At 62.0% G+C, this 24809-nt stretch carries 37 protein-coding genes; 1 reads left to right on the forward strand and 36 read right to left on the reverse strand.

The features are described from left to right. Window positions 1-172 precede the first annotated feature (172 nt). Window positions 173-370, forward strand: a complete 198-nt coding sequence (locus tag NKH38_RS18730) for a DUF2735 domain-containing protein (RefSeq protein WP_023691255.1) — start codon at window positions 173-175, stop codon at window positions 368-370. A 94-nt stretch (window positions 371-464) separates the two neighbouring features. Here the strand turns inward: NKH38_RS18730 and NKH38_RS18735 are convergent, their stop codons facing one another. The 36 genes from NKH38_RS18735 to NKH38_RS18910 all read right to left on the reverse strand — a co-directional run. Further along, window positions 465-2351 (reverse strand): MFS transporter, encoded by a 1887-nt coding sequence (locus NKH38_RS18735; RefSeq protein WP_023701772.1) that lies wholly within the window; start codon window positions 2349-2351, stop codon window positions 465-467. Window positions 2352-2529: 178 nt separating this feature from the next. Then, the gene (locus tag NKH38_RS18740; protein WP_352762081.1) at window positions 2530-3321 is read right to left on the reverse strand and encodes an ATP12 family chaperone protein; all 792 of its coding nucleotides are present in this window, start codon (window positions 3319-3321) and stop codon (window positions 2530-2532) included. Between the two features lie 11 nt (window positions 3322-3332). Further along, a complete protein-coding gene (locus NKH38_RS18745; protein WP_081726945.1) occupies window positions 3333-4190 on the reverse strand; it encodes a DMT family transporter in 858 nt (285 codons plus the stop codon). Window positions 4191-4252: 62 nt separating this feature from the next. Continuing rightward, on the reverse strand, window positions 4253-5233 hold the full coding sequence (locus NKH38_RS18750) for an RluA family pseudouridine synthase (protein WP_023691252.1): 981 nt from the start codon (window positions 5231-5233) through the stop codon (window positions 4253-4255). Between the two features lie 131 nt (window positions 5234-5364). After that, window positions 5365-5739, reverse strand: a complete 375-nt coding sequence (gene crcB / locus NKH38_RS18755) for a fluoride efflux transporter CrcB (RefSeq protein ID WP_023672768.1) — start codon at window positions 5737-5739, stop codon at window positions 5365-5367. Window positions 5740-5792: 53 nt separating this feature from the next. Beyond that, complete coding sequence (locus NKH38_RS18760; RefSeq protein ID WP_023730667.1) at window positions 5793-6623, reverse strand: aspartyl/asparaginyl beta-hydroxylase domain-containing protein; 831 nt, start codon at window positions 6621-6623, stop codon at window positions 5793-5795. Between the two features lie 183 nt (window positions 6624-6806). Next, window positions 6807-8117, reverse strand: coding sequence for a replication-associated recombination protein A (locus tag NKH38_RS18765; protein ID WP_352762080.1), 1311 nt, complete (start codon window positions 8115-8117; stop codon window positions 6807-6809). 47 nt (window positions 8118-8164) lie between these two features. Then, a complete protein-coding gene (locus NKH38_RS18770) occupies window positions 8165-9658 on the reverse strand; it encodes a DegQ family serine endoprotease (protein ID WP_352762079.1) in 1494 nt (497 codons plus the stop codon). Window positions 9659-9855: 197 nt separating this feature from the next. Continuing rightward, window positions 9856-10287: a 50S ribosomal protein L17 gene (gene rplQ / locus NKH38_RS18775; protein ID WP_023682598.1), complete on the reverse strand. Its 432-nt coding sequence runs from the start codon at window positions 10285-10287 to the stop codon at window positions 9856-9858. A 105-nt stretch (window positions 10288-10392) separates the two neighbouring features. Further along, complete coding sequence (locus NKH38_RS18780; RefSeq protein ID WP_023730669.1) at window positions 10393-11403, reverse strand: DNA-directed RNA polymerase subunit alpha; 1011 nt, start codon at window positions 11401-11403, stop codon at window positions 10393-10395. Between the two features lie 102 nt (window positions 11404-11505). Next, window positions 11506-11895 carry a 30S ribosomal protein S11 gene (rpsK, locus tag NKH38_RS18785; protein WP_006205444.1) on the reverse strand — a complete coding sequence of 130 codons (390 nt, stop codon included), beginning with the start codon at window positions 11893-11895 and terminating at the stop codon, window positions 11506-11508. Window positions 11896-12021: 126 nt separating this feature from the next. Then, window positions 12022-12390, reverse strand: a complete 369-nt coding sequence (gene rpsM, locus NKH38_RS18790) for a 30S ribosomal protein S13 (protein WP_006205445.1) — start codon at window positions 12388-12390, stop codon at window positions 12022-12024. 211 nt (window positions 12391-12601) lie between these two features. Beyond that, the gene (locus tag NKH38_RS18795) at window positions 12602-13210 is read right to left on the reverse strand and encodes an adenylate kinase (protein ID WP_023701778.1); all 609 of its coding nucleotides are present in this window, start codon (window positions 13208-13210) and stop codon (window positions 12602-12604) included. Then, window positions 13207-14547 carry a preprotein translocase subunit SecY gene (gene secY / locus NKH38_RS18800; RefSeq protein ID WP_023672761.1) on the reverse strand — a complete coding sequence of 447 codons (1341 nt, stop codon included), beginning with the start codon at window positions 14545-14547 and terminating at the stop codon, window positions 13207-13209. Before secY ends, NKH38_RS18795 begins: the two co-directional genes overlap by 4 nt. A gap of 257 nt (window positions 14548-14804) precedes the next feature. Next, window positions 14805-15275, reverse strand: a complete 471-nt coding sequence (rplO, locus tag NKH38_RS18805; RefSeq protein WP_023672760.1) for a 50S ribosomal protein L15 — start codon at window positions 15273-15275, stop codon at window positions 14805-14807. 22 nt (window positions 15276-15297) lie between these two features. Continuing rightward, window positions 15298-15495, reverse strand: coding sequence for a 50S ribosomal protein L30 (gene rpmD / locus NKH38_RS18810; protein ID WP_352762078.1), 198 nt, complete (start codon window positions 15493-15495; stop codon window positions 15298-15300). 24 nt (window positions 15496-15519) lie between these two features. Further along, window positions 15520-16083 carry a 30S ribosomal protein S5 gene (gene rpsE / locus NKH38_RS18815; protein ID WP_006333394.1) on the reverse strand — a complete coding sequence of 188 codons (564 nt, stop codon included), beginning with the start codon at window positions 16081-16083 and terminating at the stop codon, window positions 15520-15522. A gap of 153 nt (window positions 16084-16236) precedes the next feature. Next, window positions 16237-16596 (reverse strand): 50S ribosomal protein L18, encoded by a 360-nt coding sequence (gene rplR, locus NKH38_RS18820; protein WP_023682602.1) that lies wholly within the window; start codon window positions 16594-16596, stop codon window positions 16237-16239. Window positions 16597-16735: 139 nt separating this feature from the next. Then, window positions 16736-17269 carry a 50S ribosomal protein L6 gene (gene rplF, locus NKH38_RS18825; protein WP_023682603.1) on the reverse strand — a complete coding sequence of 178 codons (534 nt, stop codon included), beginning with the start codon at window positions 17267-17269 and terminating at the stop codon, window positions 16736-16738. Between the two features lie 41 nt (window positions 17270-17310). Further along, on the reverse strand, window positions 17311-17709 hold the full coding sequence (gene rpsH, locus NKH38_RS18830; protein ID WP_006205453.1) for a 30S ribosomal protein S8: 399 nt from the start codon (window positions 17707-17709) through the stop codon (window positions 17311-17313). 12 nt (window positions 17710-17721) lie between these two features. Beyond that, window positions 17722-18027, reverse strand: coding sequence for a 30S ribosomal protein S14 (gene rpsN, locus NKH38_RS18835; protein ID WP_010909282.1), 306 nt, complete (start codon window positions 18025-18027; stop codon window positions 17722-17724). A gap of 27 nt (window positions 18028-18054) precedes the next feature. Further along, window positions 18055-18654, reverse strand: coding sequence for a 50S ribosomal protein L5 (gene rplE, locus NKH38_RS18840; protein WP_023672755.1), 600 nt, complete (start codon window positions 18652-18654; stop codon window positions 18055-18057). Next, a complete protein-coding gene (gene rplX / locus NKH38_RS18845; protein WP_013531428.1) occupies window positions 18647-18961 on the reverse strand; it encodes a 50S ribosomal protein L24 in 315 nt (104 codons plus the stop codon). Before rplX ends, rplE begins: the two co-directional genes overlap by 8 nt. A 12-nt stretch (window positions 18962-18973) precedes the next feature. Continuing rightward, on the reverse strand, window positions 18974-19342 hold the full coding sequence (gene rplN, locus NKH38_RS18850; RefSeq protein WP_006205457.1) for a 50S ribosomal protein L14: 369 nt from the start codon (window positions 19340-19342) through the stop codon (window positions 18974-18976). Between the two features lie 72 nt (window positions 19343-19414). Further along, window positions 19415-19654 carry a 30S ribosomal protein S17 gene (rpsQ, locus tag NKH38_RS18855; RefSeq protein WP_010909280.1) on the reverse strand — a complete coding sequence of 80 codons (240 nt, stop codon included), beginning with the start codon at window positions 19652-19654 and terminating at the stop codon, window positions 19415-19417. Between the two features lie 11 nt (window positions 19655-19665). After that, window positions 19666-19866, reverse strand: a complete 201-nt coding sequence (rpmC, locus tag NKH38_RS18860) for a 50S ribosomal protein L29 (protein ID WP_006205459.1) — start codon at window positions 19864-19866, stop codon at window positions 19666-19668. Between the two features lie 13 nt (window positions 19867-19879). After that, a complete protein-coding gene (rplP, locus tag NKH38_RS18865) occupies window positions 19880-20293 on the reverse strand; it encodes a 50S ribosomal protein L16 (protein WP_006205460.1) in 414 nt (137 codons plus the stop codon). 26 nt (window positions 20294-20319) lie between these two features. Further along, window positions 20320-21045, reverse strand: coding sequence for a 30S ribosomal protein S3 (gene rpsC / locus NKH38_RS18870; RefSeq protein ID WP_023672753.1), 726 nt, complete (start codon window positions 21043-21045; stop codon window positions 20320-20322). Continuing rightward, window positions 21045-21434 (reverse strand): 50S ribosomal protein L22, encoded by a 390-nt coding sequence (gene rplV / locus NKH38_RS18875; RefSeq protein ID WP_006205462.1) that lies wholly within the window; start codon window positions 21432-21434, stop codon window positions 21045-21047. Before rplV ends, rpsC begins: the two co-directional genes overlap by 1 nt. Window positions 21435-21436: 2 nt before the next feature. After that, window positions 21437-21715, reverse strand: a complete 279-nt coding sequence (gene rpsS / locus NKH38_RS18880) for a 30S ribosomal protein S19 (RefSeq protein WP_006205463.1) — start codon at window positions 21713-21715, stop codon at window positions 21437-21439. A 16-nt stretch (window positions 21716-21731) separates the two neighbouring features. Beyond that, the gene (gene rplB / locus NKH38_RS18885; protein ID WP_352638214.1) at window positions 21732-22565 is read right to left on the reverse strand and encodes a 50S ribosomal protein L2; all 834 of its coding nucleotides are present in this window, start codon (window positions 22563-22565) and stop codon (window positions 21732-21734) included. A 23-nt stretch (window positions 22566-22588) separates the two neighbouring features. Beyond that, complete coding sequence (locus NKH38_RS18890; protein ID WP_023672751.1) at window positions 22589-22882, reverse strand: 50S ribosomal protein L23; 294 nt, start codon at window positions 22880-22882, stop codon at window positions 22589-22591. Then, window positions 22879-23499: a 50S ribosomal protein L4 gene (rplD, locus tag NKH38_RS18895; RefSeq protein WP_023672750.1), complete on the reverse strand. Its 621-nt coding sequence runs from the start codon at window positions 23497-23499 to the stop codon at window positions 22879-22881. Before rplD ends, NKH38_RS18890 begins: the two co-directional genes overlap by 4 nt. Beyond that, window positions 23499-24227 carry a 50S ribosomal protein L3 gene (gene rplC / locus NKH38_RS18900; protein ID WP_023682606.1) on the reverse strand — a complete coding sequence of 243 codons (729 nt, stop codon included), beginning with the start codon at window positions 24225-24227 and terminating at the stop codon, window positions 23499-23501. Before rplC ends, rplD begins: the two co-directional genes overlap by 1 nt. Window positions 24228-24288: 61 nt before the next feature. Continuing rightward, window positions 24289-24597, reverse strand: a complete 309-nt coding sequence (gene rpsJ / locus NKH38_RS18905) for a 30S ribosomal protein S10 (protein ID WP_010909272.1) — start codon at window positions 24595-24597, stop codon at window positions 24289-24291. Window positions 24598-24666: 69 nt separating this feature from the next. Then, window positions 24667-24809, reverse strand: a 143-nt coding sequence (locus tag NKH38_RS18910; RefSeq protein WP_023796561.1) for an EF-Tu C-terminal domain-related protein, incomplete at its 5' end; no start/stop codon positions are given.

A 24809-nucleotide genomic window follows, 5' to 3' on the forward strand; every position in this document is an offset into this window, starting at 1 on the left:
CCGGTGATGGCAAGCCGCCTAAGCAATGCGCCCGGATCAATCAAAGGCAGAATTTGCTTAAATAACAGGCAAATGCCGATCTTTCTTTAGGCATCTTGCCTAAAAGGATTGCAGGACCTACCTTGATGGAAAGATGAATCGAAGAGCCTCTCCAGAAGAAAGGAGACCGACCATGGAAATCACCTCAGCCCGTCCGTCGGCCAAAATCCTGATGTTCCCGGCGGCATCGCGTGTAACTGCCTCAAATTTAGGCGTAAAGGCCAAGTTTGCGGCAGAGCTTGCTTCGCTGCGCGATCACCCGCTTGCCCATGGCGAGGCCTGGTATCATGAGGCCGCCATTGCGGAGGCCGAACAGCCTCGCAAGAGCTAGGCGTCTTCCGCGCTGATAGATCGAACAGGCCCACAAATCAAAAACCCGGCGCGATCGCTCGCGCCGGGTTTTTTGTATGACACAGACCTGTCGGCTACTGCTTGGTATGCAGGTCGGTGCCGAGCGTATCCCTGACGAAGATCATGCCGATGATCAGCGTCACCGCCGCGATCACCACCGGATACCAAAGGCCATAGTAGATATCGCCCTTGTAGGCGCTGAACGCGAACACGATCGCGGGCAGCAGCCCGCCGAACCAACCATTGCCAATGTGATAGGGCAGTGACATGCCGCTGTAGCGGATGCGGGTCGGGAACATCTCGACCAGGATCGCCGCGATCGGCCCATAGACCATGGTCACGTAGAGGACCAGGATGAACAGGATGCCGATGACCTTGGCCCAGTTGACCTGTGCGGGGTCGGCAAACATCGCGAACGCGCCCGCTGCCGGAACGCTGTAGACGGTCACCTCGGTGGCGCCCGCGGCCTCATCCTTGGTCAGCACCTTGTCCTTGATCGCCTGTTCGGTCGGGACTGCGGTCTTCTCGCCTGCGCGGATGGCTGCCGCGTCGAGCTTCAGTTCAGGATTGGCCGCGACAAAGGCGTCGAGCTTCTGGTCGGCAACCTTGGCGGCAGCACGCTTCAGCGGATAACCGCCACTCTGAAGCGCGAGGTTGATACCCTTCTTGAAGGCAGCGTCGCTGGCAGCCTTCTTGTCGCCCGCGGCCTTGGCATCATAAGACGCCACGGTTTCGCTGCCGATCATGACACTCGCCGGGGTCCCCGCCGCCGCCGTCGAGACGATGTCGTAAGGCACCGAGTTCTTGGCAAGGAAATCGGTCGCGATATCGCACGAACTGACCGGTACGCGTGTTCCGGTCGGGTTGAACTGGAAGTTGCAGTCTCCCGGAGCCGCCGTCACCGTGGCGCGCGTGTTCTGCTGTGCGGTGGCGAGCGCCGGATTGGCGGCCCAGGTCAACGCCTTGAACAGCGGGAAGGTGGTGACGACCGCCAGCGCAAGGCCGGCCATGATGATCGGCTTGCGGCCGATCTTGTCGGACAGCCAGCCGAAGAAGACGAAGAAGCCCGTGCCGAGTGCCAGCGCAATGGCGATCATGATGTTGACCGACTGCGCGTCGACCTTGAGCACATTGGCCAGGAAGAACAGTGCATAGAACTGGCCATTGTACCATACCACGGCCTGACCGGCGGTGAGGCCGAACAGCGCCAGGATGGCGATCTTGGCGTTTTTCCACTGGCCGAAGGCTTCCGACAGCGGCGCCTTGGAACTCTTGCCCTCTTCCTTCATGCGCAGGAAGGTCGGCGATTCCGAAAGCGACAGCCGGATCCAGACCGAAATGCCGAGCAGGATAGCCGAGACCAGGAACGGAATGCGCCATCCCCAGGCGTTGAAGGCGTCCTTGCTTACGGAATTCTGCACCAGCAGGATGACAATCAGCGACAGGAAAAGGCCGAGCGTCGCCGTCGTCTGGATCCATGAGGTGTAGAAGCCGCGACGGTCGTCCGGCGCATGTTCCGCGACATAGGTCGCGGCGCCGCCGTACTCGCCGCCAAGCGCCAGGCCCTGCAGCATGCGAAGCGCGATCAACAGGATCGGCGCCAGAATGCCCAGTGTCTCTGAGCCCGGAAGCAGGCCGACAAGGAAAGTCGACAGACCCATGATCATGATGGTGACAAGGAATGTGTATTTGCGGCCGACGAGATCGCCGATGCGGCCGAACACCAGCGCGCCGAACGGGCGCACGATGAAGCCGGCAGCGAAGACCAGCAGCGTGAAGATGTAGCGGGTGCTTTCGGGAAACGAGTTGAAGAAGGTCAAGCCGATCGCGCCGGCCAACGCTCCGTAGAGATAGAAATCATACCATTCGAAAACCGCGCCCAGCGAGGAGGCGAAGATGACCTTCTTCTCCTCTCGTGTCATGCCGCGGCTGGCTCCGCCGGCGGTCGATGCCAATGCCATTGAACTGTCCTCCCGTGAATCGTCTGCCTTCGACGCTGGGCGTCATCGTCGGCGTTCCCTCTGAACGCGACTCAAACCAGCCATCAGCGTAAAAAATGACAGAAAGCGACCGCCGGAGTCAGACAGACCTTGGGTTTATGACTTTGGTATTAGGTGCAGTGCGGCAAAAGGCCGAGGATCAGGTCTTCAGCGCATCGAGCAGGCCGACGGCCGCCATCATGTCGCGCTTGCGGGCCGAGCGGCGTGCGACAGCCTCGGCATCCTGGCCCCAATGCTCGATCTGCCAGTCCTCGTCGACATGGCCGGCGGCCCAAGCCGCGTCGCCATCGAGCGCGCCGTAATCGACCGCCAGCGCCAGCAGCGCCGACCCGGTCAGCGAAGTCATGACATGGATTGCGGCCAGCCGCAGCGGCTCGGCACGCTGGGCAAGATGGGCGCCGAGCACTGCGAAGCTCTCGCGCGGCTGTTCGACATGGATAATGCCCTCGGCGAGGTTGAACCGAGCCCCTAATGTCACCCTCGCCCAGTCGATCACCGGATCCCAATGCTGGTTCTGCCGCTCGACCAGCCCCTGCGGCGCGTCGGCGCGGTAGCAGGTCAGATCGGACGAGGCAAAGCGCAAGACGTCCTCCAGCACCGCCTGCGGGTCGCTGGCGACGCCGTCGATGGCGGTGTTGACCAGACGCAACACCGGCATCGTGACCGGGTCGATGGTCTCGCCCTGTGCAGCGAACTCATTGGCGACCAGGGCGGCGGCCTTTTCGGTCGGCAGCGCCAGCAGCGCCTTGCCCGGCGTGCGCACCGGCTTGCCATCGAGGTGGACGGCAAAACCGTCCTCCACAGCTACGACCGACACGTCCTTGTAGAAGCGCTTCGGCAGGTGCGTCTTCATCTGGATCTGCGCGCGGCGGACCGGATCCGGATCGGACAGATGCTTTCCCGCTTCGAGGTCGTTGAGGATGTCACGCATGGTCGAACTTTCTATCCAGGTACCTGCTTGCGCGCCGGCCGGTTGACGATGATCAGGCCGACAGCAATCAGCCCAAGCGCCACAAAGATCCTGGTCGTCGGCGCCTCGCCCAGAATGATAGCGCCGCAGAGGACGCCGAACACCGGCGACAGGAAAGCGAAGCTCGACAGGGCCGATGCCGGATAGCGCCTGAGCAGCCAGAACCACAGCACATAGGTGAAGGCAACTATATAGAGCGACTGGAACAGCAGCGCCAATGCCGGCAAGGCACTGACCGCGCGGATCGGCGGGCCGGCGAAAGGCATCACCAGGACACCGACAATGGCCGCACCGGCCAACTGATAAAGCAGCAATTTCTCGGCACTGGTCTCGACCAGTTTAGAACGCTTGATGACGATGCTGGTCGCCGCCCACAGGATACCGGAGCCGAGGCTGAGCAGATCGCCCATCAAGGTCATCTCGGTGCCGCCGGCAATCCCGTCGGAAAACACCGCCACCAGGCCGCAGAAGGCGAGAACGAGCCCGCCAAGCTTGCGCGCGTTGATACGCTCACCGAGCAGGAAATGGCCGCCGATCAGGACCCAGAACGGCATGGTGTTGACCAGCAGTGTGTTGCGAGCAACGGTCGTGTATTCCAGCCCGATATAGAGGCACAGGAACTCGACGCCGAACAGCACGCCGACAATGATGCCGGCGACAAGCGACCCGTCGGCCTTAAACAACCTGATGCCGCGCAGCCAGCACCAGCCGAGCACACAGAGCCCGCCGATGATCGAACGTGCGATCGAGACGAAAACCGGGTCGAAGCCGGCATAGGAGATCTTGGCGGCGACGTAGTTCAGCCCCCAGGAAAAGGTCAGCCCGACCATGATGGAAGCAGCCGCCAGATCGACCGCATCGCGGCGATCCAATGCCGAGGCAACGGCCAATGTCAGTCCTCCGCGCTGGCGTCGTCGAAGCCGATCAGGTTCCAGCTCTGGCGCATATGCGGCGGCATCGGCGCGGTGACGTCGATGACGCCCTTGTCCGGGTGCGGAATGACGATGCGGCGCGCATGCAGATGCAGGCGGTTTTGAATGCCGCCCGGAAAGTCCCAGTTGGTGTCGGCCTCGAAATATTTGGGGTCGCCAAGGATCGGGCAGCCGATATAGGCGGCATGAACGCGCAGCTGGTGGGTGCGGCCAGTGTACGGCTCCATTTCCAGCCAGGTCATCGTCTGAGCCGCCTGCTCGATGATGCGATAGTAGGACACGGCGTGGTCGGCGCCCTTTTCGCCATGGGCTGCCACGCGCACGCGGTCGCCGTCCTCGGTCGGCTCCTTGATCAACCAGGTCGAGATCTTGTCCTCACGCTTGGGCGGGACACCCTTGACCAGCGCCCAATAGGTCTTCTTGGTCTCACGCGCCCGGAATGACTCGGAAAGCTTCATCGCCGCAAGCCTGGTGCGGGCAACCACCAGCACGCCCGACGTGTCGCGGTCGAGCCGGTGCACCAGGCGCGGCTTCTCGCCCTTCTGGCTGCGCCAGGCCTCCAGCATGTCGTCGACATTGCGGGTGACGCCCGAGCCGCCTTGCACCGCCAGGCCCGCCGGCTTGTTGAAGACGAAGACTTTTGGATCTTCGTGGATCAGCATCTTGGCCAGCACATCGGCGTCGCCCTGGTTGCGGATCGAGTAACCCGTAAGCGCACTCTCGCCCTTCTTGTCGACCTCGAGCGGCGGCACACGCACCACCTGGCCGGGCTCGACACGGCTGTCGGCCTTGACCCGGCTGCCATCGACGCGGATCTGGCCCGAGCGCAGCAACTTCTGCAGATGGCCAAAGCCGAGGCCGGGGAAATGGGTCTTGAACCAGCGATCGAGCCGCATGCCCGCCTCGCCGGCCTCCACCGTGATCTGTTCTACGCCTGCCATGATTTTCGCTTTATCCGTTTCTAACGCGTGACCCCGAAAATCTACTCCGGCTTTCGGAAAGGAATGCGCAAGATCAAAGTTTCTGCAGCGCGTCCAGGAGGATGCGCCGTGCTCCAGGCGGGGCAATAACACTATGAAACGGTTCTTGCGAGCCAAAGTCCCAGAAACAGGGCGATAATGGCGCCAACGACGCTGGCCAGCGCATATCCCAACGCCGGCAGCGTCGCTCCGCGCTCCCATAGGGTCGCGAAATCGAGCGAAAAGGCGGAGAAGGTGGTGAAGCCGCCAAGGATGCCGGTGGCGACGAACAGCCGGAGCTCATTGGAACCGCCGCGCCGCATCAGCGCGGCGATGAACAATCCCATGGCAAATGAGCCGACGATGTTGATCGCCATCGTCCCCCAGGGATAGTTGGGGCCGACGAGGCGCAAGGTGCCGATGTTGGTCAGGTGGCGGATGCCGGCGCCGATGCCGCCGCCGACCACAACAAGAAGCAGATTGAACATGCCCGTTTACTGCCCGGCCAAGGCAGTGCGGTCAATCCCTTCAGGCCAACGCCTCAGGTCGTCTCGACCTTCTTTGCCTTGCTCGAGCCGATCATCTTCCAGTTCTTGTAGAACATGGAATTGATGCGCTCGACGGTGACCGAAACGATGGCCAGAAGTCCGGCGATGAAACCGGGGAACGGCGACGGGCGGATGATGTCCATGAACACGCAGTAGCGGCGCCCATCATACTCGTTGACCGATCGGTGCAGCAGCGTGTCGTCGAAAATATAGAGCGGGTTATCGTGCCAGTAATTCCTGGCGCCGTTGCATTCGACGAAAACCTCTGCCTTCACCGGCAAGAGATTGTAGAGGATGCGCAGGCTGAGCCGCAGCGGTCCAAAATGCCAGGAAGTCGATTCCTTGCCTCTGAAGACAGACACGGCAATGGTCTTGATGTATTTGAAATCCTTGTTGAATTCCGCGACATTGTCGATCCGGTGCTTGCCGTACCACTGATAGACATACATGCCGCGACGACCGGTGCCGAAATTGGCGTCGATATCGGCGATGATCTCGTCCTTGCGCGCCTTGAAGACGTCAAGAACCTCGCTGACCTCGCGCTGATAATCGGCGGGAAACTGCTCCAGCTTCCACACGCCCGGGTTCCTGTAGCAAACGAGGTCCACCACCAGATTGAAGGGCGACAGCAGCCAGGTGAAGATGCCATTGCCGAGGAAATAGCCGCGCAACAGCGACAGATCCTTGTTGGCGTTGCGCAGCACATCGATCAGGCCGCAGACGATCCAGATCGTGGTCAGGATCGGAATGAAATAGAATCCGAGCGCGAGCAGCGGGACAGCAATCACAGCCTGGCGAAGCATTTTGCGAAGGGATTTTGTCATTTTCTGTTCGCGCGGCGCGCTGTCCCCGTTCCGAATTATCGCCCGTCCTGGCAGCCTCCCGGCCGAGTCATGCGACGTGATAGGGCTTTTTGTCATGCGGTACAATCACACTGCTGTGACTGGCGGGGACAGAATTTCAGTTCATCGCGGGCAGGCCGAGTTCGTCCCGTTTGTCCCGCGCGCCTATTTTTCCCGCTCGCTGCGCAGCTTTGCCCAATAGTCCAGCCGTTTCTTGATATCGCGCTCGAAGCCGCGTTCGGGCGGATCGTAAAAGGTCTGCCGGCCCATCTTTTCGGGGAAATAGTCCTGGCCGGAAAAGGCATCGGGCTGGTCGTGATCGTAGCGGTAGCCGGCGCCGTAATCCTCCTCTTTCATCAGCTTGGTCGGCGCGTTGAGGATGTGCTTGGGCGGCAGCAGCGAACCGAACTCCTTCGCCGCCCGCGTGGCTGCCTTGAAGGCGGTATAGACGGCGTTGGATTTGGACGCGGTGGCGAGATAGATGGTGGCCTCGGCGAAGGCCAGTTCGCCTTCGGGCGAGCCGAGGTAGTCGTATGCGTCCTTGGCGGCGTTGGCCACGACCAGCGCCTGCGGGTCGGCGAGCCCGATATCCTCCATCGCCATGCGCACCAGCCGGCGGCCGAGATAGAGCGGATCCTCGCCGGCGTCGAACATGCGGGCGAGATAGTAGAGCGCCGCGTCGGGATCGGACCCGCGCACCGATTTGTGCAGCGCCGAGATCAGATTGTAGTGGCCGTCCTGGCCCTTGTCGTAAATCGGCGCGCGGCGCTGGACGATGCGCTGCAACCCTTCGGGATCAAAAACCTCGCCGGGTTTGGCGGCGCGCCAGACTTCCTCGGCCAGCGTCAGCGAGGCCCGGCCGTCACCATCGCTCATGCGGATGAGCATCGCCCGCGCCTCTTCGTCGAGCGGCAGCGCCCTGCCCTCTGTCTCCTCCGCGCGCGTCATCAGCTTGGCGATGCTCTCCTCGCCCAGCGAGTGAAACACCAGTACCCGCGCGCGCGACAAAAGCGCGGCGTTCAGCTCGAAGGACGGATTTTCGGTCGTGGCGCCAACCAGCACGACGGTGCCGTCCTCCATGACCGGGAGAAACGAATCCTGCTGAGCGCGGTTGAAGCGATGGATCTCGTCGACGAACAGCAGCGTCTGGCGGCCATTCGTGCGGCGCAGCTTCGCTGCTTCGAACACTTTCTTCAGGTCCGCGACGCCGGAAAACACCGCCGATATCTGCTCGAACGCAAGACTGGTCTCACCGGCCAACAGCCGTGCAACGGTTGTTTTGCCGGTTCCCGGCGGTCCCCAGAAAATCATCGAGCCGAGCGAACCCGAGTTGATCAGCCGCGTCAGCGCGCCGTCCGGCCCGGTCAAATGCTCCTGGCCGACGACCTCGCCAAGGTTTTTCGGGCGCAGCCGATCGGCCAAAGGCCGGCCGGGCGGCGCTCTTTCCGGTTCATCGACGCTGAACAGATCGGCCATCTAGGTCTTCTGGTTGGAGCACGATCCTCAGAAATGGGAAGATCGCCTCAGTAACGCAACACCTGGCGCAGTATCTGCCCGCCGCGCTCGACGGTAAAGCGCCACCAGCGTGTATCCTGCTGGGCAAGCTGCGCCAGTGTCGCCGCCGTATCGACCGTCGTGCCGTTCACCTCGCGCACGATGTCGCCCGGCTGGAAGCCGAAATCGGCGGCCGGCGAATCGCGGTTGATGTCGACCACTGTGACCCCCTTTAGGTCGGTGCGCAGGCCGAGCCGCTGGGCGAGCCCGGGCGACAGTTCCGCGACCTTGGCGCCGGAGAACGGGCTGCGGCCATGCAGGGTCACTTCCGACGCCTTGGCGCCTTCCGGCGCGCGCTCCAGTGCAATCTCCATCGTCGCCTGCTGGCCCTTGCTCAGGATGGCGAAGGTCGCCTTGGTGCCGATCGACAGGGTCGCCATGCGGTAATCCAGCGCCTCGATGCCTTCGACCGTCGTGCCATTGAGCTGCAGCACGACATCGCCGGGCTTCAGCCCTGCCTTGGCCGCCGGTCCGGCTTCCTCAACCGACGACACCAGCGCGCCGGTCGGCTTCTCCATGCCAAGCGATTCGGCGATCTGCGGTGTGACCGCTTCGAACTCGGCGCCTATATAGGGCCGCTCGAAGAAATCGAGCCCGGCCTTGGCCGCGTCGGCGAAGGCGCGCACCATGTTGGCGGGGATGGCAAAGCCGATGCCGATCGAGCCGCCGCTGCGGCTGTAGATGGCGGTGTTGATGCCGACCAGCTGGCCGCCCATGTTGATCAGCGCGCCGCCGGAATTGCCGGGATTGATGGCGGCGTCGGTCTGGATGAAGTAGCCCGAATCCGAAACGCCGATATGGCTGCGGGCAAGCGCCGACACGATGCCGCTGGTGGTGGTCTGGCCGACGCCGAACGGATTGCCGATTGCCAGCACCAGGTCGCCGACCTCGAGCGCGTCGGAATCGCCGATGGCAATCACCGGGAACGGCTTGTCGGAGGTGATCTTGAGCACGGCGAGGTCAAGCGTCTCGTCCTTGAGCATGACCTTCGAGGTGAATTCGCGCCCGTCGGCGGTCGCGACCTTGACCTCGTCGGCATCCTTGATCACGTGGAAATTGGTGACGACGACGCCGCTCGGGTCGACCAGCACGCCCGAGCCGAGCGAGGATTGTGCGCGCGGCTGCGCGCGGCCGAAGAATTCCTCGAAGAAAGGATCGCCGTCGAAGGGCGACGTGACCTTGGCCGTCTGCGAAGCATAGACATTGACCACGGCCGGCGCCGTCTGCTTGACCAGGGGGGCAAACGACAGCTGCACCTCTTCGCGGCCGAACGGCACGCGCTTGTCGGGACCGGAGGTGCCGTTCTCGCCTTCGACGCCATGCAGGAGGTCGGTCAGCACATCGGAGAGCCCCGGGTCGGCTGGCTTGGCGGCGTCCTCGGCCAGAGCCTGCCTGACTGTCGGCGCGGCTGCGAACGCCATCATGGCGAAGAGCAGAACAAGAGACAGTCGGTTGGCGCGCATTCGCGAATCCTCCAAGGCAAGTTCGGGGGCATTGTCCCGACGATTGTGCAGAATGAAAGGCTAATGCACTGAAATGCGGCGATTGTCGTGCAAAAGCACTTGGCCGGCAGGCAAAAAAGCCTGGCGAAGGATGCCCTCGCGACAATGCAAAAAAGGGGCCCGAAGGCCCCTTGAAGTCATTCCTGAAAAACCGAGCCTTATGCGGCAGCGGCTTCCTCGTCGGTGCCTTCGGCCTCGATGCGGGCGCGGTCGCCGGCGCCCTTGGCCGAGGTGTCGCGGTCGACGAACTCGATGACTGCCATGGCGGCATTGTCGCCGTGGCGGAAGCCGGCCTTCATGATGCGCAGATAGCCGCCATTGCGGGTGGCGTAGCGCGGCGCGATGGTGTCGAACAGACGCTTGACGACGCCTTCATTACCGATCTGGGCAATGACCTGGCGGCGCGCATGCAGGTCGCCGCGCTTGCCGAGCGTCACCAGCTTCTCGACGATCGGACGCAAATCCTTCGCCTTCGGCAGGGTGGTGACGATCTGTTCGTGCTCGAGCAGCGACACGGCGAGGTTGGCGAACATCGACTTGCGATGGCTAATGCTTCGGGCGAAGCGGCGGCCTTTAAAACCGTGGCGCATGGCTCTTTTCCTTCTTCAGTTGTTCAAGAGGCCGTGGCCTCTGATGGTTTTCCGCATGACCGTCGGATCGAGCGGCCCACGCCGCCGATCCTTGGAAATTCATGCTCAATATTGGTCTTCGTAACGCTTGGCGAGGTCTTCGATGTTTTCCGGCGGCCAGTCCGGCACTTCCATGCCGAGGTGCAGGCCCATCGCCGCGAGCACTTCCTTGATCTCGTTCAGCGACTTGCGGCCGAAGTTCGGGGTGCGCAGCATCTCGGCTTCGGTCTTCTGGATGAGATCGCCGATGTAGACGATGTTGTCGTTCTTCAGGCAGTTGGCCGAACGCACCGAAAGCTCGAGTTCGTCGACCTTCTTGAGCAGCGCCGGGTTGAAGGCGAGCTCGGTGACAGCTTCGGCGGCGACTTCCTTCTGCGGCTCGTCGAAGTTGACGAACAGGCCAAGCTGGTCCTGCAGGATGCGGGCGGCGAATGCCACCGCGTCCTCGCCCGAGATCGAACCGTCGGTCTCGATGGTCATGGTCAGCTTGTCATAGTCGAGAACCTGGCCCTCGCGGGTGTTCTCGACCTTGTAGGAGACCTTCTTGACCGGCGAATACAGGCTGTCGACCGGGATCAGGCCGATCGGCGCGTCTTCGGCGCGGTTGCGGTCGGCCGGCACGTAACCCTTGCCGGTGTCGACGGTGAATTCCATGCGGATTTCAGCGCCCTCGTCCAGCGTGCAGATGACGTGGTCCGGGTTGAGGATTTCGACGTCGCCAACCGTCTGGATGTCGCCAGCCAGAACCGCACCCGGGCCCTGCTTGCGAACGACCATGCGCTTGGGACCATCGCCTTCCATGCGGATGGCGATTTCCTTGATGTTGAGGACGATGTCGGTCACGTCCTCACGCACGCCGGCAATCGACGAGAATTCATGCAGAACGCCGTCGATCTGCACGGCGGTGACAGCCGCACCGCGCAGCGAAGACAAAAGCACGCGGCGCAGCGCGTTGCCGAGCGTCAGGCCGAAGCCGCGCTCGAGCGGCTCGGCGACCAGCGTGGTCAGCGTCTTCTTCTTCGACGAGAACTCGATCTTGTTCGGCTTGATCAGTTCCTGCCAATTTTTCTGGATCATGATGCTTTCCTTCCGTTGACCCGCCACCATCCAATCGTGGCGGGCGACCTGGAGTGCCGTGGAGGAGCGCCTTGAGGCGCTCACGCGGCGTTCGGTAATGTCTTAGACGCGGCGCTTCTTGCGCGGGCGGCAGCCATTGTGCGGGATCGGCGTCACATCACGGATCGAGGTGATGGTGAAGCCGGCCGCCTGCAGGGCGCGAAGCGCCGATTCACGACCGGAGCCGGGTCCGCAGACCTCGACTTCGAGCATGCGCATGCCGTGTTCCTGGGCCTTCTTGGCGACGTCTTCGGCAGCCATCTGGGCGGCGAACGGGGTCGACTTGCGCGAACCCTTGAAGCCCTGGGCACCGGCCGACGACCAGGCAATGGAATTGCCCTGCGCGTCGGTGATGGTGATCATCGTGTTGTTGAAGGTCGAATTGACGTGGGCAACGCCCGACGAGATGTTCTTGCGTTCGCGACGGCGAACACGAGCGGCTTCCTTGGCCATGATAGTCCTTTCAGTTGATCTCTACACCGCCGTAATGCCAGCGGCTCCACCTTTGAAAGCGAGTAGTGAGCAGGGACTAGCGAATAGGGGACCGCTACTCGCTAATGGCTACTCGCTATCGCTCACTTACTTCTTCTTGCCGGCGATCGACTTGGCCGGGCCCTTGCGGGTGCGTGCATTGGTGTGCGTGCGCTGACCGCGAACCGGCAGCGAACGGCGGTGACGCAGGCCGCGGTAGCAGCCGAGGTCCATGAGACGCTTGATGTTCATCGACACTTCGCGGCGCAGGTCGCCTTCGACCTGGTAGTCGCGGTCGATGGTCTCGCGGATCTGCAGCACTTCCGCGTCGGTCAGTTGGTTGACGCGGCGCTCGGCCGGGATGCCGACCTTGTCGACGATCTCCTGGGCGAACTTCTTGCCAATGCCGTGAATGTACTGAAGCGCAATGACGACGCGCTTGTTGGTCGGAATGTTGACGCCGGCTATACGAGCCATATTCTTCTCTTCTCCATGTGGGACCGGCCGGCCTTCAAAACAAGGCATGCGCGGCGCTGTTCAAATTACCCCGCGTCCGGTGGAGGCCGGCCCTTGCGGGAGTTCCCTAGTTTCAATGCGGCTGCCTTGCCCTTGCGGACAAGCAAGCCTCATGCCTGATAGGAAGACGGGCCGCCATAACCCAGCGAACCGTTCCAGTCAAGCGCAATCTTTACTTTACCGTAACGGTCTCCCGCGTCACCGCCGCGAGCAGCGCTTCAATCTCCGCCGTCACGGTGTCGACAGGAGCCATGCCGTCGACACTCCTAAGCGAGCGTTTGGCGTAATAATAGCCGATCAGCGGCGCCGTCTTCTTGTAATATTCCCGCAGGCGCTCTTCGAATACCACCGGATTGTCGTCCTTGCGCACCGGCTGTCCGGCGGCCTTGGCGTCGTCGGCGCGCTTGACGATGCGGCCGACCAACGCTTTGTCGTCGACGACGAACTCGATCACGGCATCGAGGCCAATGCCGCGCTCGGCGAGCATCGATTCAACCGCATCAGCCTGCACCAGCGTGCGCGGATATCCGTCGAGGATGAAACCGTTGGTGCAATCGGGCTGGTCGATGCGCTCGGCCACGATCGCGTTGACAATGGCGTCGGAAACCAGCTCGCCGGCATCCATCACCGCCTTGGCGCGCTTGCCGACTTCAGTGCCGGCCTGTACGGCGGCCCGTAGCATGTCGCCCGTCGACAGCTGCGGTATGCCGTATTTTTCTACCAGTCTTTGTGCTTGCGTCCCCTTGCCCGCTCCTGGCGGCCCAAGCAATATCAATCTCATCTGGCCTTCTTCCCCCCGCGCAGCTTCGACTTCTTGATCAGGCCCTCATACTGGTGCGCGATCAGGTGACCCTGGATCTGCGCCACCGTATCGAGGGTTACACTGACCACGATCAGAAGCGATGTGCCACCGAGGTAGAATGGTACGCCAGTCGCCGAAATCAGGAACTCGGGCAGCAGGCACACCAGCACCAGATAGATGGCGCCGACGACGGTGATGCGCGTCAGGACATAGTCGATGTAATCGGCAGTGCGCTCACCCGGACGGTAGCCCGGAATGAAGCCGGAATGCTTCTTGAGCTGGTCGGCGGTGTCCTTCGGATTGAACACGATGGCCGTGTAGAAGAAGGCGAAGAACACGATCATTGCCGCATAGAACAGCATGTAGAGCGGCTGGCCGTGGCCGAGCGAAGCGAGCACGGTGCTTGCCCAGGCCGGCAGGTTTGTCGTCTGCGAGAAGCCGGCGACCGTTGCCGGCAGCAAAAGCAGCGACGACGCGAAGATCGGCGGAATGACGCCCGACGTGTTGAGCTTCAGCGGCAGATGCGAGGTATCGCCCTGGAACATGCGGTTGCCGACCTGGCGCTTCGGATACTGGATCAGCAGGCGGCGCTGCGCGCGCTCGAAGAACACGATCAGCGCGATGACGATGATGGCCAGCACGATGATCGCGAGTATCAGCCCGGTCGATAGGGCGCCGGTGCGGCCGAGCTCCAGCGTGCCGGAGATGGCGCGCGGCAGGCCGGCGACGATGCCGGAAAAGATGATCAGCGAAATGCCGTTGCCGATGCCGCGGGCGGTAATCTGCTCGCCCAGCCACATCAGGAACATGGTGCCGCCAACCAGCGTGACGACGGTCGAGATGCGGAAGAACATGCCGGGATCGTTGACGATGCCGTTGCCGCCTTCCAGGCCCACTGAAATGCCGTAGGCCTGCACCAGCGCCAAGAGCACCGTGCCGTAGCGCGTGTACTGGTTGATGACCTTGCGGCCCTGCTCGCCTTCCTTTTTCAGCGCTTCCAGCGACGGAATGACCGAGGTCATCAGCTGCATGATGATGGAGGCTGAGATGTAAGGCATGATGCCGAGCGCGAAGATCGCCATGCGCTGCACGGCGCCGCCGGCGAACATATTGAACATGCCGAGCACGCCCTTGGCCTGCGAAGAGAAGGCCTGCGCGAATGCATCCGGATTGATGCCGGGCAGCGGGATATAGGTGCCGAGGCGATAGACGAGCAGCGCGCCGACGGTGAACCAGATTCGCTTCTTCAGGTCCTCCGCCTTGGCGAAAGCCGCAAAGTTCAGATTCGAGGCTAGTTGTTCAGCAGCCGAAGCCATGCCTGATTCTCCGCTAGAGCATGATGCCGAAAAGTGTGAAGCGGTTTTCGGACAACGTCATGCGCTACTTCTTTGATTTGTATGTCACGCTCGATGCCCGCAGCTCAGGCGGCGCGTGGCACCGAAGCTCACGAGATAAGCTCCGGGCTCTAAACATGCAAGCGGCCGCGTTGACGCGGCCGCCTAATTGATTGGATCAAAGCGCAATCGTGAACAAAAACGGATAGCGTTCCTGCCGGCCGCGCTTCAAATTGCCGTTACTCCGCTGCCGCTTCCGGCAGCTTGACCGAACCGCCGGCCTTTTCGATCTTCTCGATCGCGGCCTTGGAGGCGCCGGCGACGTCGAAGGCAAGCTTTGCCTTGAGCTCGCCGTCCGAGAGGATGCGCACGCCGTCCTTGACGCGGCGGATGACGCCGGCGGCAACGAGTGCCTCGGCCGTCACGGTCGCCTTGGCGTCGAGCTTCTTGGCATCGAGCGCCGTCTGGATACGAGCCAGCGACACGACGACAAAGCTCTTGGCGAAGATGTTGTTGAAGCCACGCTTCGGCAGGCGCCGATAGAGCGGCATCTGGCCGCCCTCGAAGCCGTTGATGGCAACGCCGGAGCGCGCCTTCTGGCCCTTGACGCCGCGACCGCCGGTCTTGCCGGAGCCGGAGCCGATGCCACGGCCGAGACGCTTCTTGGAGTGCGTCGCGCCGTCCTTGTCACGCAGATCGTTGAGTTTCATCTGGGTTCTCCTGCGCTTTTGCTCAGCCCTCGTCCACGACGCGGACGAGATGCTGGACGGCAGCGATCATGCCGCGCACCGAGGGAGTGTCCTCCAGCGTGCGCTGCTTGTGCATATTGTTGAGGCCGAGGCCGACCAGCGTTGCGCGCTGTTCCTTCGGGCGGCGGATCGGCGAACCGATCTGCTCAACGGTGATGGTCTTGGTTGCTTTCTTGGCCATGGTCAAAATCCCTGGTCAGATCGACTATTCTTCAGCCGCAACGGCGGTGCCGCGGCGGGCCTGAAGGGTCGAATACTTGATGCCGCGCGCAGCAGCCACATCCTTGGGATGCATCTGGCTCTTCAGCGCGTCGAATGTGGCCCGAACCATGTTGTAGGGGTTCGACGAACCCATCGACTTGGCGACCACATCATGCATGCCGAGCGTCTCGAAGACAGCGCGCATCGGGCCGCCGGCGATGATGCCGGTACCCTGCTTGGCAGCGCGCAGCAGCACGCGTCCGGCGCCCCAGCGTCCTTCGACGTCGTGGTGCAGCGTGCGGCCCGAGCGCAGCGGCACGAAAATCATGTCGCGCTTGGCCGACTCGGTTGCCTTGCGGATCGCTTCCGGCACTTCGCGCGCCTTGCCGTGACCGAAGCCGACGCGGCCCTTCTGGTCGCCGACGACGACGAGTGCTGCAAAACCGAAGCGACGGCCGCCCTTGACGACCTTGGCGACACGGTTGATGTGGACGAGCTTGTCCACCATGCCGTCATCGCGTTCTTCACGATCGCGGCCGCGGCCGCCATCCCTACGTTCCTGTGCCATATCCTGTTCCTTGTTTTTTTCCGGAAGCACGGTTGCTGATAAGATCCGGTGCGCCTCTTTGGGTCACCGGGGGCGAATTATTTTTCCTTGCATGATCTTGTCCGAAAAGTCTGCAACTTTTGCTGCGCTGACCTTCGGTTCGGGATCAGGCAATTAGAAGCTCAGACCGCCTTCACGGGCAGCCTCGGCCAGCGCCTTGACGCGGCCGTGATAGATATAGGCGCCGCGGTCGAAGACGACTTCCTTGACGCCGGCCTTCGAAGCACGCTCGGCGATCAGCTTGCCAACAGCAGCTGCTGCCTCGGTGTCGGCGCCGGTCTTGAGCGAACCCTTGAGGTCCTTCTCGAGTGTCGATGCAGCCGCGATGGTATGGCCCTTGGCGTCGTCGATGACCTGCACGTAGATGTTCTTCGACGTGCGGTGAACCGAGAGACGCGGACGTTCGCCGGCGACCTTCTTGATCTGGCGGCGGACGCGCTGCGCGCGGCGCTGGATGGATTCCTTGGTAGCCATGATAGTCTTCCTTGCCTTCAAAAAACGGGGGCCGCCATCTGCGGTAGGCGAAAGCGCCTCCCGCGACCGCTCCCCGCGGCGTTGCACTTCTTTGGCTTGGCCTTTTCCGAAAGTCTGCAACTTTTCGGGGCCAGGCCTACTACTTCTTCTTGCCTTCCTTGCGGACGATCTTCTCGCCGGCATAGCGGACACCCTTGCCCTTGTAGGGCTCGGGACCGCGATACTCGCGGATCTCGGCTGCAACCTGGCCGACCTGCTGCTTGTCGATGCCGGTCACGGTGATTTCCGTCGGCTTCGGCACAGTGATCGTGATGCCGGCCGGCGTCTCGTAAACGACGTCGTGGCTGAAGCCAAGCGCCAGCTGCAGGTTCTTGCCCTGGAGTGCCGCGCGATAGCCGACGCCGGTGATCTCGAGCTTCTTCTCGAAACCGTCCTTGACGCCCTGCAGGATGTTGACGATCTGCGTGCGCGACATGCCCCACTTGGAGCGGGCGGTCTTGGTCTGGTCGCGCGGCTGGACAGCGATTTCGCTGCCTTCCATCTTGACCAGCACTTCGTCGTTCACCACGAACTTCAGCTCGCCCTTGGGGCCCTTCGCCGTCACGGTCTGGCCATTGACGGTCGCGGTCACGCCCTGCGGCAGCGAAACGGGTTTCTTTCCAATACGAGACATTTGGTTGTCCTCGTCACTTCTCTTGTTTCAGGTCTGCCGAATTAGAAAATCTGGCAGAGGATTTCGCCGCCGACATTCTGTTCGCGTGCTTCGTGATCGGCCATCACGCCCTTCGGCGTCGAAAGGATGGCGATGCCGAGGCCGTTGGCGACGTGCGGGATCGACTTGGCCGAAACGTAAACGCGGCGGCCAGGCTTCGAGACGCGGGCGATTTCGCGCACGACCGGAGCACCGTCGAAATACTTCAGCTCGATTTCGATTTCGGACTTGCCGTTGTCGAAGTCGGTCTGGCTGTAGTCGCGGATATAGCCTTCAGCCTTCAGCACGTCGAGGACGCGGGTACGCAGGCGCGAGGCCGGCGTCGAAACGCTCGACTTTTTGCGGCCATACGCGTTGCGGATGCGGGTCAGCATATCGCCGAGAGGATCGCTCAATGACATGTTATGTCCTCCTTACCAGCTCGACTTGACCAGGCCCGGGATCTGGCCGTTATTGCCGAGATCACGAAGCGCGATGCGCGATACTTTGAGCTTGCGATAATAGGCGCGCGGACGGCCGGTAACTTCGCAGCGGTTGCGGATGCGGATCTTGGCCGAGTTGCGCGGCAGGGCAGCAAGCTTCAGCTGAGCGCGGAAACGCTCTTCCATCGGCTTGGACTGGTCCATGATGATCGCCTTGAGCGCTGCGCGCTTGGGACCGTACTGGTCGGCAAGCTTGCGGCGCCTGTTGTTCTTCTCGACTGAGCTGGTCTTTGCCATTTCAGATTTTTCCTTTTCTCGCTGCCGTTACTGGCGGAAGGGGAAGTTGAAGGCCTTGAGCAATGCCCTGGCTTCGTCGTCCGTCTTCGCAGTCGTACAAACGATGACGTCCATGCCCCAGATCTGATCAACCTTGTCGTAGTTGATCTCCGGGAACACGATGTGTTCCTTGATGCCCATGGCGTAGTTGCCACGGCCATCGAAGCTCTTCGGATTCAGTCCGCGAAAGTCGCGGACGCGCGGCAGTGCGATGTTCACGAGACGGTCGAGGAACTCGTACATGCGTTCCTTGCGCAGCGTGACCTTGGCGCCGATCGGCATCTTCTCGCGGACCTTGAAGCCGGCGATCGAATTACGGGCGCGGGTGACGACGGCCTTCTGGCCGGCGATCATCGCCAGGTCTTCAGCCGCGATCGAAGGCTTCTTCGAATCCGCGGTCGCTTCGCCGACGCCCATGTTCAGCACGATCTTGTCGATGCGCGGAACCTGCATCTCGTTCTCGTAGCCGAACTGCTCCTGCAGCGCCTTGCGGATGGTCTCGTTGTAGACCTGCTTGAGGCGCGGCGTGTTCTGGGCCTTGGACTGTTTGCTTTCAGCCTTGGGCTTCGTGGTTTGAGCCTTAGCCATTGATGACTTCTCCCGAGCGCTTGGCGACGCGCACCTTCTTGCCGTCCTTCTGGAAGATGAAGCCGACGCGGGTCGGCTTACCATCCTTGGGGTCGGCCAGCGCGATGTTCGACAGCTGGATCGGCGCTTCCTTGGTGATGATCCCGCCCTCTTGGGACTGGGACTGCTTCTGGTGACGACGGATCATGTTGACGCCGCGCACCAGCGCGGTGTCTTCCTTCGGCTGAACCGAGAGGACTTCACCCGAACGGCCCTTGTCCTTGCCGGCCAGCACGACGACCTTGTCGCCTTTTCTAATCTTTTGCATTGGTCCGGCTCCTTACAGCACTTCAGGCGCGAGCGAGATGATCTTCATGTGGTTCTTGGCGCGGAGTTCGCGCGGAACCGGTCCGAAGATACGCGTGCCGATCGGCTCTTTCTTGTTGTCGACGAGAACGGCCGCGTTCTTGTCGAAACGGATCACGCTGCCGTCCGGGCGGCGGATGTCCTTGGCCGTGCGAACCACGACCGCCTTCATCACATCGCCCTTCTTAACGCGGCCGCGCGGAATGGCTTCCTTGATCGACACCACGATGATGTCGCCTACGGAAGCGTATTTCCGCTTCGAGCCGCCCAGCACCTTGATGCACATGACACGACGGGCGCCGGAATTATCCGCGACGTCGAGGTTTGTTTGCATCTGAATCATGACTGGCCGCCTTCTTCTCTTCTAACGGGACGGGCTCAAAGTCCCTCCCCGGTCTGTCCAAAATTCGGTTTGTTACGCCTGGTCCGAAGACACGACGATCCAGCGCTTGTCCTTGGAAATCGGCTTCGATTCCTGGATGAACACCTGATCGCCGACCTTGTGGGCGTTGTTCTCGTCGTGCGCCTTGTACTTCTTGGTCATGCGCACGGTCTTCTTCATCACGGGATGCGTGAAGCGCCGTTCGACCTTGACGACTACCGTCTTCTCGTTCTTGTCGCTGACGACAGTGCCCTGCAGAATGCGCTTTGGCATGATTTTCGTCCTTAAGCCTTCTTGGCCGCGGACTTTTCCGCAGCGATGGTCTTGATACGCGCAATGTCCTTGCGAACCTGCCGCACGCGCGCGGTCTTCTCGAGCTGGCCGGTGGCCTTCTGGAAGCGCAGGTTGAACTGCTCCTTCTTCAGGCTGGCCAGATCGTCGGTCAGCTGGTCCTGGGTCTTCGTCCGGATGTCTTCGGCTTTCATGATCAGCCCGTCCTTATTCTGCGATGCGCTGTACGAAGCGCGTCCTGACCGAGAGCTTGGCCGCGCCGAGACGCAGCGCCTCACGGGCGGTTTCTTCGTTGACGCCGTCGATCTCGAACATGATGCGGCCCGGCTTGACGCGCGCCGCCCAGTAATCGACAGCGCCCTTGCCCTTGCCCATGCGCACTTCGGTCGGCTTCGACGTCACCGGCACATCAGGGAAAATACGGATCCACACGCGGCCGGCACGCTTCATCTCACGAGTGATCGCGCGGCGGGCCGCCTCGATCTCACGCGCGGTGACGCGGTTCGGCTCAAGCGCCTTCAGCCCGAAACCACCGAAATCCAGGTTGGTGCCGCCCTTTGCGGTACCATGGATACGGCCCTTGAACTGCTTGCGGAACTTTGTGCGCTTTGGCTGCAGCATCGTTCTAACTCCAAATTCCTAAATAATCAGGCGTTTTCGCGACGACGACCGCGTTCGCGATCACCACCACCGCCATGCGCAGCATCACCCTCGGTCGCGCGACGCTCCGAAGCCATCGGATCGTGCTCGAGGATTTCGCCCTTGAACACCCAGACCTTGACGCCGCAGATGCCGTAAGCCGTGTGCGCTTCGGCCGTGCCATAGTCGACATCGGCGCGCAGCGTATGCAGCGGCACGCGGCCCTCGCGGTACCATTCCATGCGCGCAATCTCGGCGCCGCCGAGACGGCCGGCGCAGTTGATGCGGATGCCTTCGGCGCCCAGGCGCATGGCCGACTGAACGGCGCGCTTCATGGCGCGGCGGAACGCGATACGACGCTCGAGCTGCTGGGCGATCGACTGGGCGACCAGGGTCGCGTCGATTTCCGGCTTGCGCACTTCAACGATGTTCAAGTGCGTCTCGGACTTCGTCATCTCCATCAGCTTCTTGCGAAGCTTTTCGATGTCGGCGCCTTTCTTGCCGATGATCAGGCCCGGGCGCGCCGCATGGATGGTGACGCGGCACTTCTTGTGCGGGCGCTCGATCACGACCTTCGAAATCGCAGCCTGCTTGAGTTCCTTTTCAAGATATTTGCGGATCTTGATATCCTCATGCAGCAGTTTGCCGTACTCGCCGGTGTTCGCGAACCAGCGCGAATCCCAGGTACGGTTGATGCCGAGGCGCAGACCGATCGGATTGACTTTCTGACCCATTATGCGGCCTCCCCTTTTTCTTCGACTTCACGAACGACGATCGTGAGGTGCGAGAACGGCTTTTCTATACGGCTGGCGCGACCGCGGCCACGAGCATGGAACCGCTTCATGACGATCGACTTGCCGACATAGGCTTCCGCCACGATCAGCGCATCGACGTCGAGGTCGTGGTTGTTTTCCGCGTTGGCGATCGCCGATTCCAGCGTCTTCTTGACCGTGCCGGAAATCCGCTTGGCCGAGAATTCGAGATCGGAAAGCGCTGTCGCGACCTTCTTGCCGCGGATCAGCGCGGCAACCAGGTTCAGCTTCTGCGGGCTGATACGGATCGTGCGCAGAACGGCGCGCGCTTCGTTGTCAGCAAGCCTGCGCGGAGCTTTGGCCTTGCCCATGATTATTTCCTCTTCGCCTTCTTATCCGCGCCGTGACCGTAATAGGTCCGGGTCGGAGCGAATTCACCGAACTTGTGACCGACCATGTCCTCGTTCACCGAGACGGGAACATGCTTCTGGCCGTTGTAGACACCGAAGGTGAAGCCGACGAACTGCGGCAGGATGGTGGAGCGACGGCTCCACATCTTGATCACCTCATTGCGACCACCTTCACGAACCTTGTCCACCTTCTTGAGAAGGTAGCCGTCGATGAAGGGGCCTTTCCAAATAGAACGAGTCACTTGGCGTTACCTCTTCTTAGCTCTTGCGCTGATGGCGCGAGCGCAGGATGAACTTGTCGGTCGCCTTGTTGGACCGCGTCTTCTTGCCCTTGGTCGGCTTGCCCCACGGGCTGACCGGATGACGGCCACCGGAGGTGCGGCCTTCACCACCGCCATGCGGATGGTCGACCGGGTTCATGGTCACGCCGCGATTGTGCGGGCGCTTGCCGCGCCAGACCGTGCGGCCGGCCTTGCCGTCGTTGATGTTGCCGTGGTCGGGGTTCGACACGGCGCCGACGGTGGCCATGCAGGAGCCGTGAACGACCCGCTGCTCGCCCGAGTTGAGGCGCAGGATCGCCATGCCCTGGTCGCGACCGACCAGCTGTCCGTAGCCACCTGCCGAGCGGGCAACCTGAGCGCCCTTGCCCGGCTTCAGCTCGATGTTATGGACGATCGTGCCGACCGGCATCGAGGCCAGCGGCATCGCATTGCCTGGCTTCACGTCGACCGATTCACCGGCCACGATCTTGTCGCCGGCGGCAAGGCGCTGCGGAGCGATGATGTAGGACAGCTCGCCATCGTCATACCTGATCAGCGCGATGAAGGCGGTGCGGTTCGGATCGTATTCAATGCGCTCGACCGTGCCGACGACGTCGAACTTGCGGCGCTTGAAGTCGATGATGCGGTACGAACGCTTGTGACCGCCGCCGATGAAGCGGGCCGTGATGCGGCCGTGATTGTTGCGGCCGCCCGACTTGGTCAGGCCTTCGGTCAGGCCCTTGACGGGCTTGCCCTTGTAGAGGCCCGAGCGGTCGACGATGACCAGCTGGCGGGTGCTCGGCGTTACCGGGTTGAATTTTTTAAGTGCCATGTTTGTTGTCCTCGCGGCCTAGCTCAGAGACCCGTCGCGACGTCGATCGACTGGCCGTCGGCCAGTGTCACAATCGCCTTCTTGACGTCGCTCTGGCGGCCGATCGTGCCGCGGAAGCGCTTGATCTTGCCCTTGCGGACAAGCGTGTTCACGGCCGTAACCTTGACGCCAAACAGCGCTTCGACAGCGGCCTTGATTTCCGGCTTCGACGCCTTCTTGGCGACGTTGAAAACAACCTGGTTGTTCTCGGAAGCCATGGTCGACTTTTCGGTGATCGCCGGCGAGACGATCACGTCGTAATGACGGAGGTCGGTCATTTAAAGCGCTCCTCGAGAGCCTCGACGGCGGCCTTCGAAAGGACCAGCGTGCCGCGGCGCAGAATGTCGTAGACGTTGATGCCCTGGATGGGCAGCACGTCGATGTTCGGGATGTTGGTCGCCGCCAGCTTGAAGTTCTGGTCAAGCTCGGCACCGCCGATCACCAAGGCGTTGGTCAGGCCCAGCGTCGCGAAATTCGCGATCAGCGCCTTCGTCTTGGCCTCGGTCAGCTTCAGCTCGTCGATGATGATGATCGACGCGCTCTTGGCCTTGGCCGAGAGAGCATGCCGCAAGCCCAGAGCGCGCACCTTCTTCGGCAGATCGTGCTCGTGGCTGCGAACGACCGGGCCGTGGGCCTTGCCGCCGCCGCGGAACTGCGGAGCGCGTGCCGAATGGTGACGGGCGCGGCCCGTACCCTTCTGCTTGTACATCTTGGCGCCGGTGCGCGCGATTTCGGCGCGGCCCTTGGCCTTGTGCGTGCCCTGCTGGCGCTTGGCCAGTTGCCAGCGCACGACGCGCTGCAGGATGTCCTCGCGCGGATCAAGGCCGAAAATCTCCTCGGAGAGTTTCACCTTGCCGGCGTCCTTGCCGCCAAGCGTTGTGATCTTGAGATCCATTATTCTGCTCCCTCTGCGGCCGGAGCCTCGTTCTTGGCGCCACTCTCGGCAGCAACGGCGCGGATCGCGGCAGGCTTCGGCGCATTGGCCGGCAGTGCCACCTTGGCCGCATCGCGGACCAGGATCCAGGCGCCCTTCGATCCGGGAACCGCACCGCGGATCAGGATCAGGCCGCGATCGGCGTCGGTCGAAACGATCTCGACATTCTGTGTGGTGACGCGGGTGTCGCCCATGTGGCCAGCCATATGCTTGCCCTTGAACACTTTACCCGGATCCTGACGCTGGCCGGTCGAACCGTGCGTACGGTGCGAAACCGAGTTACCGTGCGTCGCGCGGCCACCACCCATATGGTGGCGCTTGATGACGCCCTGGAAACCCTTGCCGATCGTCGTCCCCGTCACATCGACCTTCTGGCCAGCGACGAAGTGCTCGACGGTGATCTCGGCGCCGACATCGATCATGTTGTCGGCGGAGACGCGGAACTCGGCGACCTTCGCCTTCGGCTCGACGGAAGCGGTCGCGAAATGGCCGCGCATCGCCTTCGACGTGTTCTTTACCTTGGCAAGGCCAACGCCGAGCTGGACGGCGGTATAGCCGTTCTTCTCCTGCGTGCGCTGAGCCACGACCTGGCAGTTCTCCATCTGGAGAACGGTGACGGGAACATGTTCCCCGGCATCATTATAGATGCGGGTCATTCCCACCTTCTTTGCAATCACACCTGAACGCATCGGTTCAATTCCTTTAGAGTTCCGGGCCAGGGGCACCGCCCCTTACCGCGCTCTCATTCCCTTAGAGCTTGATCTCGACGTCGACACCGGCGGCCAGATCGAGCTTCATCAAAGCATCGACCGTCTGCGGGGTCGGATCGACGATGTCGAGCAGACGCTTGTGCGTGCGCATCTCGAACTGCTCGCGGCTCTTCTTGTCGACGTGAGGCGACCGGTTGACCGTGAACTTTTCGATCCGCGTCGGCAGCGGAATGGGGCCGCGGACGTTTGCTCCGGTGCGCTTGGCCGTCGACACGATTTCTTTCGTCGAGGCGTCAAGCACGCGGTGATCAAACGCCTTCAGGCGGATGCGGATATTCTGTCCGTTCATGCGTCACTTCCTTGTTCTGGCGCGGCGCGGGCAAATCCTGCGCCCGCGACAGATCGGTTTAAGTCTAAATTACTCTTTGATGGTGACGACGATGCCGGCACCGACGGTACGGCCGCCTTCACGGATGGCGAAGCGCAGCTTCTCTTCCATGGCGATCGGCACGATCAGCTCGACATCGACCGTGATGTTGTCGCCGGGCATAACCATTTCCG

This window comes from Mesorhizobium sp. M1078 (assembly GCF_040318615.1).
In the GTDB taxonomy this organism is placed as follows: Bacteria; Pseudomonadota; Alphaproteobacteria; order Rhizobiales; family Rhizobiaceae; genus Mesorhizobium.

Bases quoted from the DNA above. Each gene is read 5' to 3' on its own strand.
- NKH38_RS18730 (WP_023691255.1), top strand. From the start codon at position 173: ATGGAAATCACCTCAGCCCGTCCGTCGGCCAAAATCCTGATGTTCCCG.
- NKH38_RS18735 (WP_023701772.1), bottom strand. From the start codon at position 2,351: ATGGCATTGGCATCGACCGCCGGCGGAGCCAGCCGCGGCATGACACGA.
- NKH38_RS18740 (WP_352762081.1), bottom strand. From the start codon at position 3,321: ATGCGTGACATCCTCAACGACCTCGAAGCGGGAAAGCATCTGTCCGAT.
- NKH38_RS18745 (WP_081726945.1), bottom strand. From the start codon at position 4,190: ATGGTCGGGCTGACCTTTTCCTGGGGGCTGAACTACGTCGCCGCCAAG.
- NKH38_RS18750 (WP_023691252.1), bottom strand. From the start codon at position 5,233: ATGGCAGGCGTAGAACAGATCACGGTGGAGGCCGGCGAGGCGGGCATG.
- crcB (WP_023672768.1), bottom strand. From the start codon at position 5,739: ATGTTCAATCTGCTTCTTGTTGTGGTCGGCGGCGGCATCGGCGCCGGC.
- NKH38_RS18760 (WP_023730667.1), bottom strand. From the start codon at position 6,623: ATGACAAAATCCCTTCGCAAAATGCTTCGCCAGGCTGTGATTGCTGTC.
- NKH38_RS18765 (WP_352762080.1), bottom strand. From the start codon at position 8,117: ATGGCCGATCTGTTCAGCGTCGATGAACCGGAAAGAGCGCCGCCCGGC.
- NKH38_RS18770 (WP_352762079.1), bottom strand. From the start codon at position 9,658: ATGCGCGCCAACCGACTGTCTCTTGTTCTGCTCTTCGCCATGATGGCG.
- rplQ (WP_023682598.1), bottom strand. From the start codon at position 10,287: ATGCGCCACGGTTTTAAAGGCCGCCGCTTCGCCCGAAGCATTAGCCAT.
- NKH38_RS18780 (WP_023730669.1), bottom strand. From the start codon at position 11,403: ATGATCCAGAAAAATTGGCAGGAACTGATCAAGCCGAACAAGATCGAG.
- rpsK (WP_006205444.1), bottom strand. From the start codon at position 11,895: ATGGCCAAGGAAGCCGCTCGTGTTCGCCGTCGCGAACGCAAGAACATC.
- rpsM (WP_006205445.1), bottom strand. From the start codon at position 12,390: ATGGCTCGTATAGCCGGCGTCAACATTCCGACCAACAAGCGCGTCGTC.
- NKH38_RS18795 (WP_023701778.1), bottom strand. From the start codon at position 13,210: ATGAGATTGATATTGCTTGGGCCGCCAGGAGCGGGCAAGGGGACGCAA.
- secY (WP_023672761.1), bottom strand. From the start codon at position 14,547: ATGGCTTCGGCTGCTGAACAACTAGCCTCGAATCTGAACTTTGCGGCT.
- rplO (WP_023672760.1), bottom strand. From the start codon at position 15,275: ATGAAACTCAACGATCTGCGTGACAAGGACGGCGCGACGCACTCCAAG.
- rpmD (WP_352762078.1), bottom strand. From the start codon at position 15,495: ATGGCCAAGAAAGCAACCAAGACCATCACCGTTGAGCAGATCGGTTCG.
- rpsE (WP_006333394.1), bottom strand. From the start codon at position 16,083: ATGGCACAGGAACGTAGGGATGGCGGCCGCGGCCGCGATCGTGAAGAA.
- rplR (WP_023682602.1), bottom strand. From the start codon at position 16,596: ATGGCTACCAAGGAATCCATCCAGCGCCGCGCGCAGCGCGTCCGCCGC.
- rplF (WP_023682603.1), bottom strand. From the start codon at position 17,269: ATGTCTCGTATTGGAAAGAAACCCGTTTCGCTGCCGCAGGGCGTGACC.
- rpsH (WP_006205453.1), bottom strand. From the start codon at position 17,709: ATGTCATTGAGCGATCCTCTCGGCGATATGCTGACCCGCATCCGCAAC.
- rpsN (WP_010909282.1), bottom strand. From the start codon at position 18,027: ATGGCAAAGACCAGCTCAGTCGAGAAGAACAACAGGCGCCGCAAGCTT.
- rplE (WP_023672755.1), bottom strand. From the start codon at position 18,654: ATGGCTAAGGCTCAAACCACGAAGCCCAAGGCTGAAAGCAAACAGTCC.
- rplX (WP_013531428.1), bottom strand. From the start codon at position 18,961: ATGCAAAAGATTAGAAAAGGCGACAAGGTCGTCGTGCTGGCCGGCAAG.
- rplN (WP_006205457.1), bottom strand. From the start codon at position 19,342: ATGATTCAGATGCAAACAAACCTCGACGTCGCGGATAATTCCGGCGCC.
- rpsQ (WP_010909280.1), bottom strand. From the start codon at position 19,654: ATGCCAAAGCGCATTCTGCAGGGCACTGTCGTCAGCGACAAGAACGAG.
- rpmC (WP_006205459.1), bottom strand. From the start codon at position 19,866: ATGAAAGCCGAAGACATCCGGACGAAGACCCAGGACCAGCTGACCGAC.
- rplP (WP_006205460.1), bottom strand. From the start codon at position 20,293: ATGCTGCAGCCAAAGCGCACAAAGTTCCGCAAGCAGTTCAAGGGCCGT.
- rpsC (WP_023672753.1), bottom strand. From the start codon at position 21,045: ATGGGTCAGAAAGTCAATCCGATCGGTCTGCGCCTCGGCATCAACCGT.
- rplV (WP_006205462.1), bottom strand. From the start codon at position 21,434: ATGGGCAAGGCCAAAGCTCCGCGCAGGCTTGCTGACAACGAAGCGCGC.
- rplB (WP_352638214.1), bottom strand. From the start codon at position 22,565: ATGGCACTTAAAAAATTCAACCCGGTAACGCCGAGCACCCGCCAGCTG.
- NKH38_RS18890 (WP_023672751.1), bottom strand. From the start codon at position 22,882: ATGACCGACCTCCGTCATTACGACGTGATCGTCTCGCCGGCGATCACC.
- rplD (WP_023672750.1), bottom strand. From the start codon at position 23,499: ATGGATCTCAAGATCACAACGCTTGGCGGCAAGGACGCCGGCAAGGTG.
- rplC (WP_023682606.1), bottom strand. From the start codon at position 24,227: ATGCGTTCAGGTGTGATTGCAAAGAAGGTGGGAATGACCCGCATCTAT.
- rpsJ (WP_010909272.1), bottom strand. From the start codon at position 24,597: ATGAACGGACAGAATATCCGCATCCGCCTGAAGGCGTTTGATCACCGC.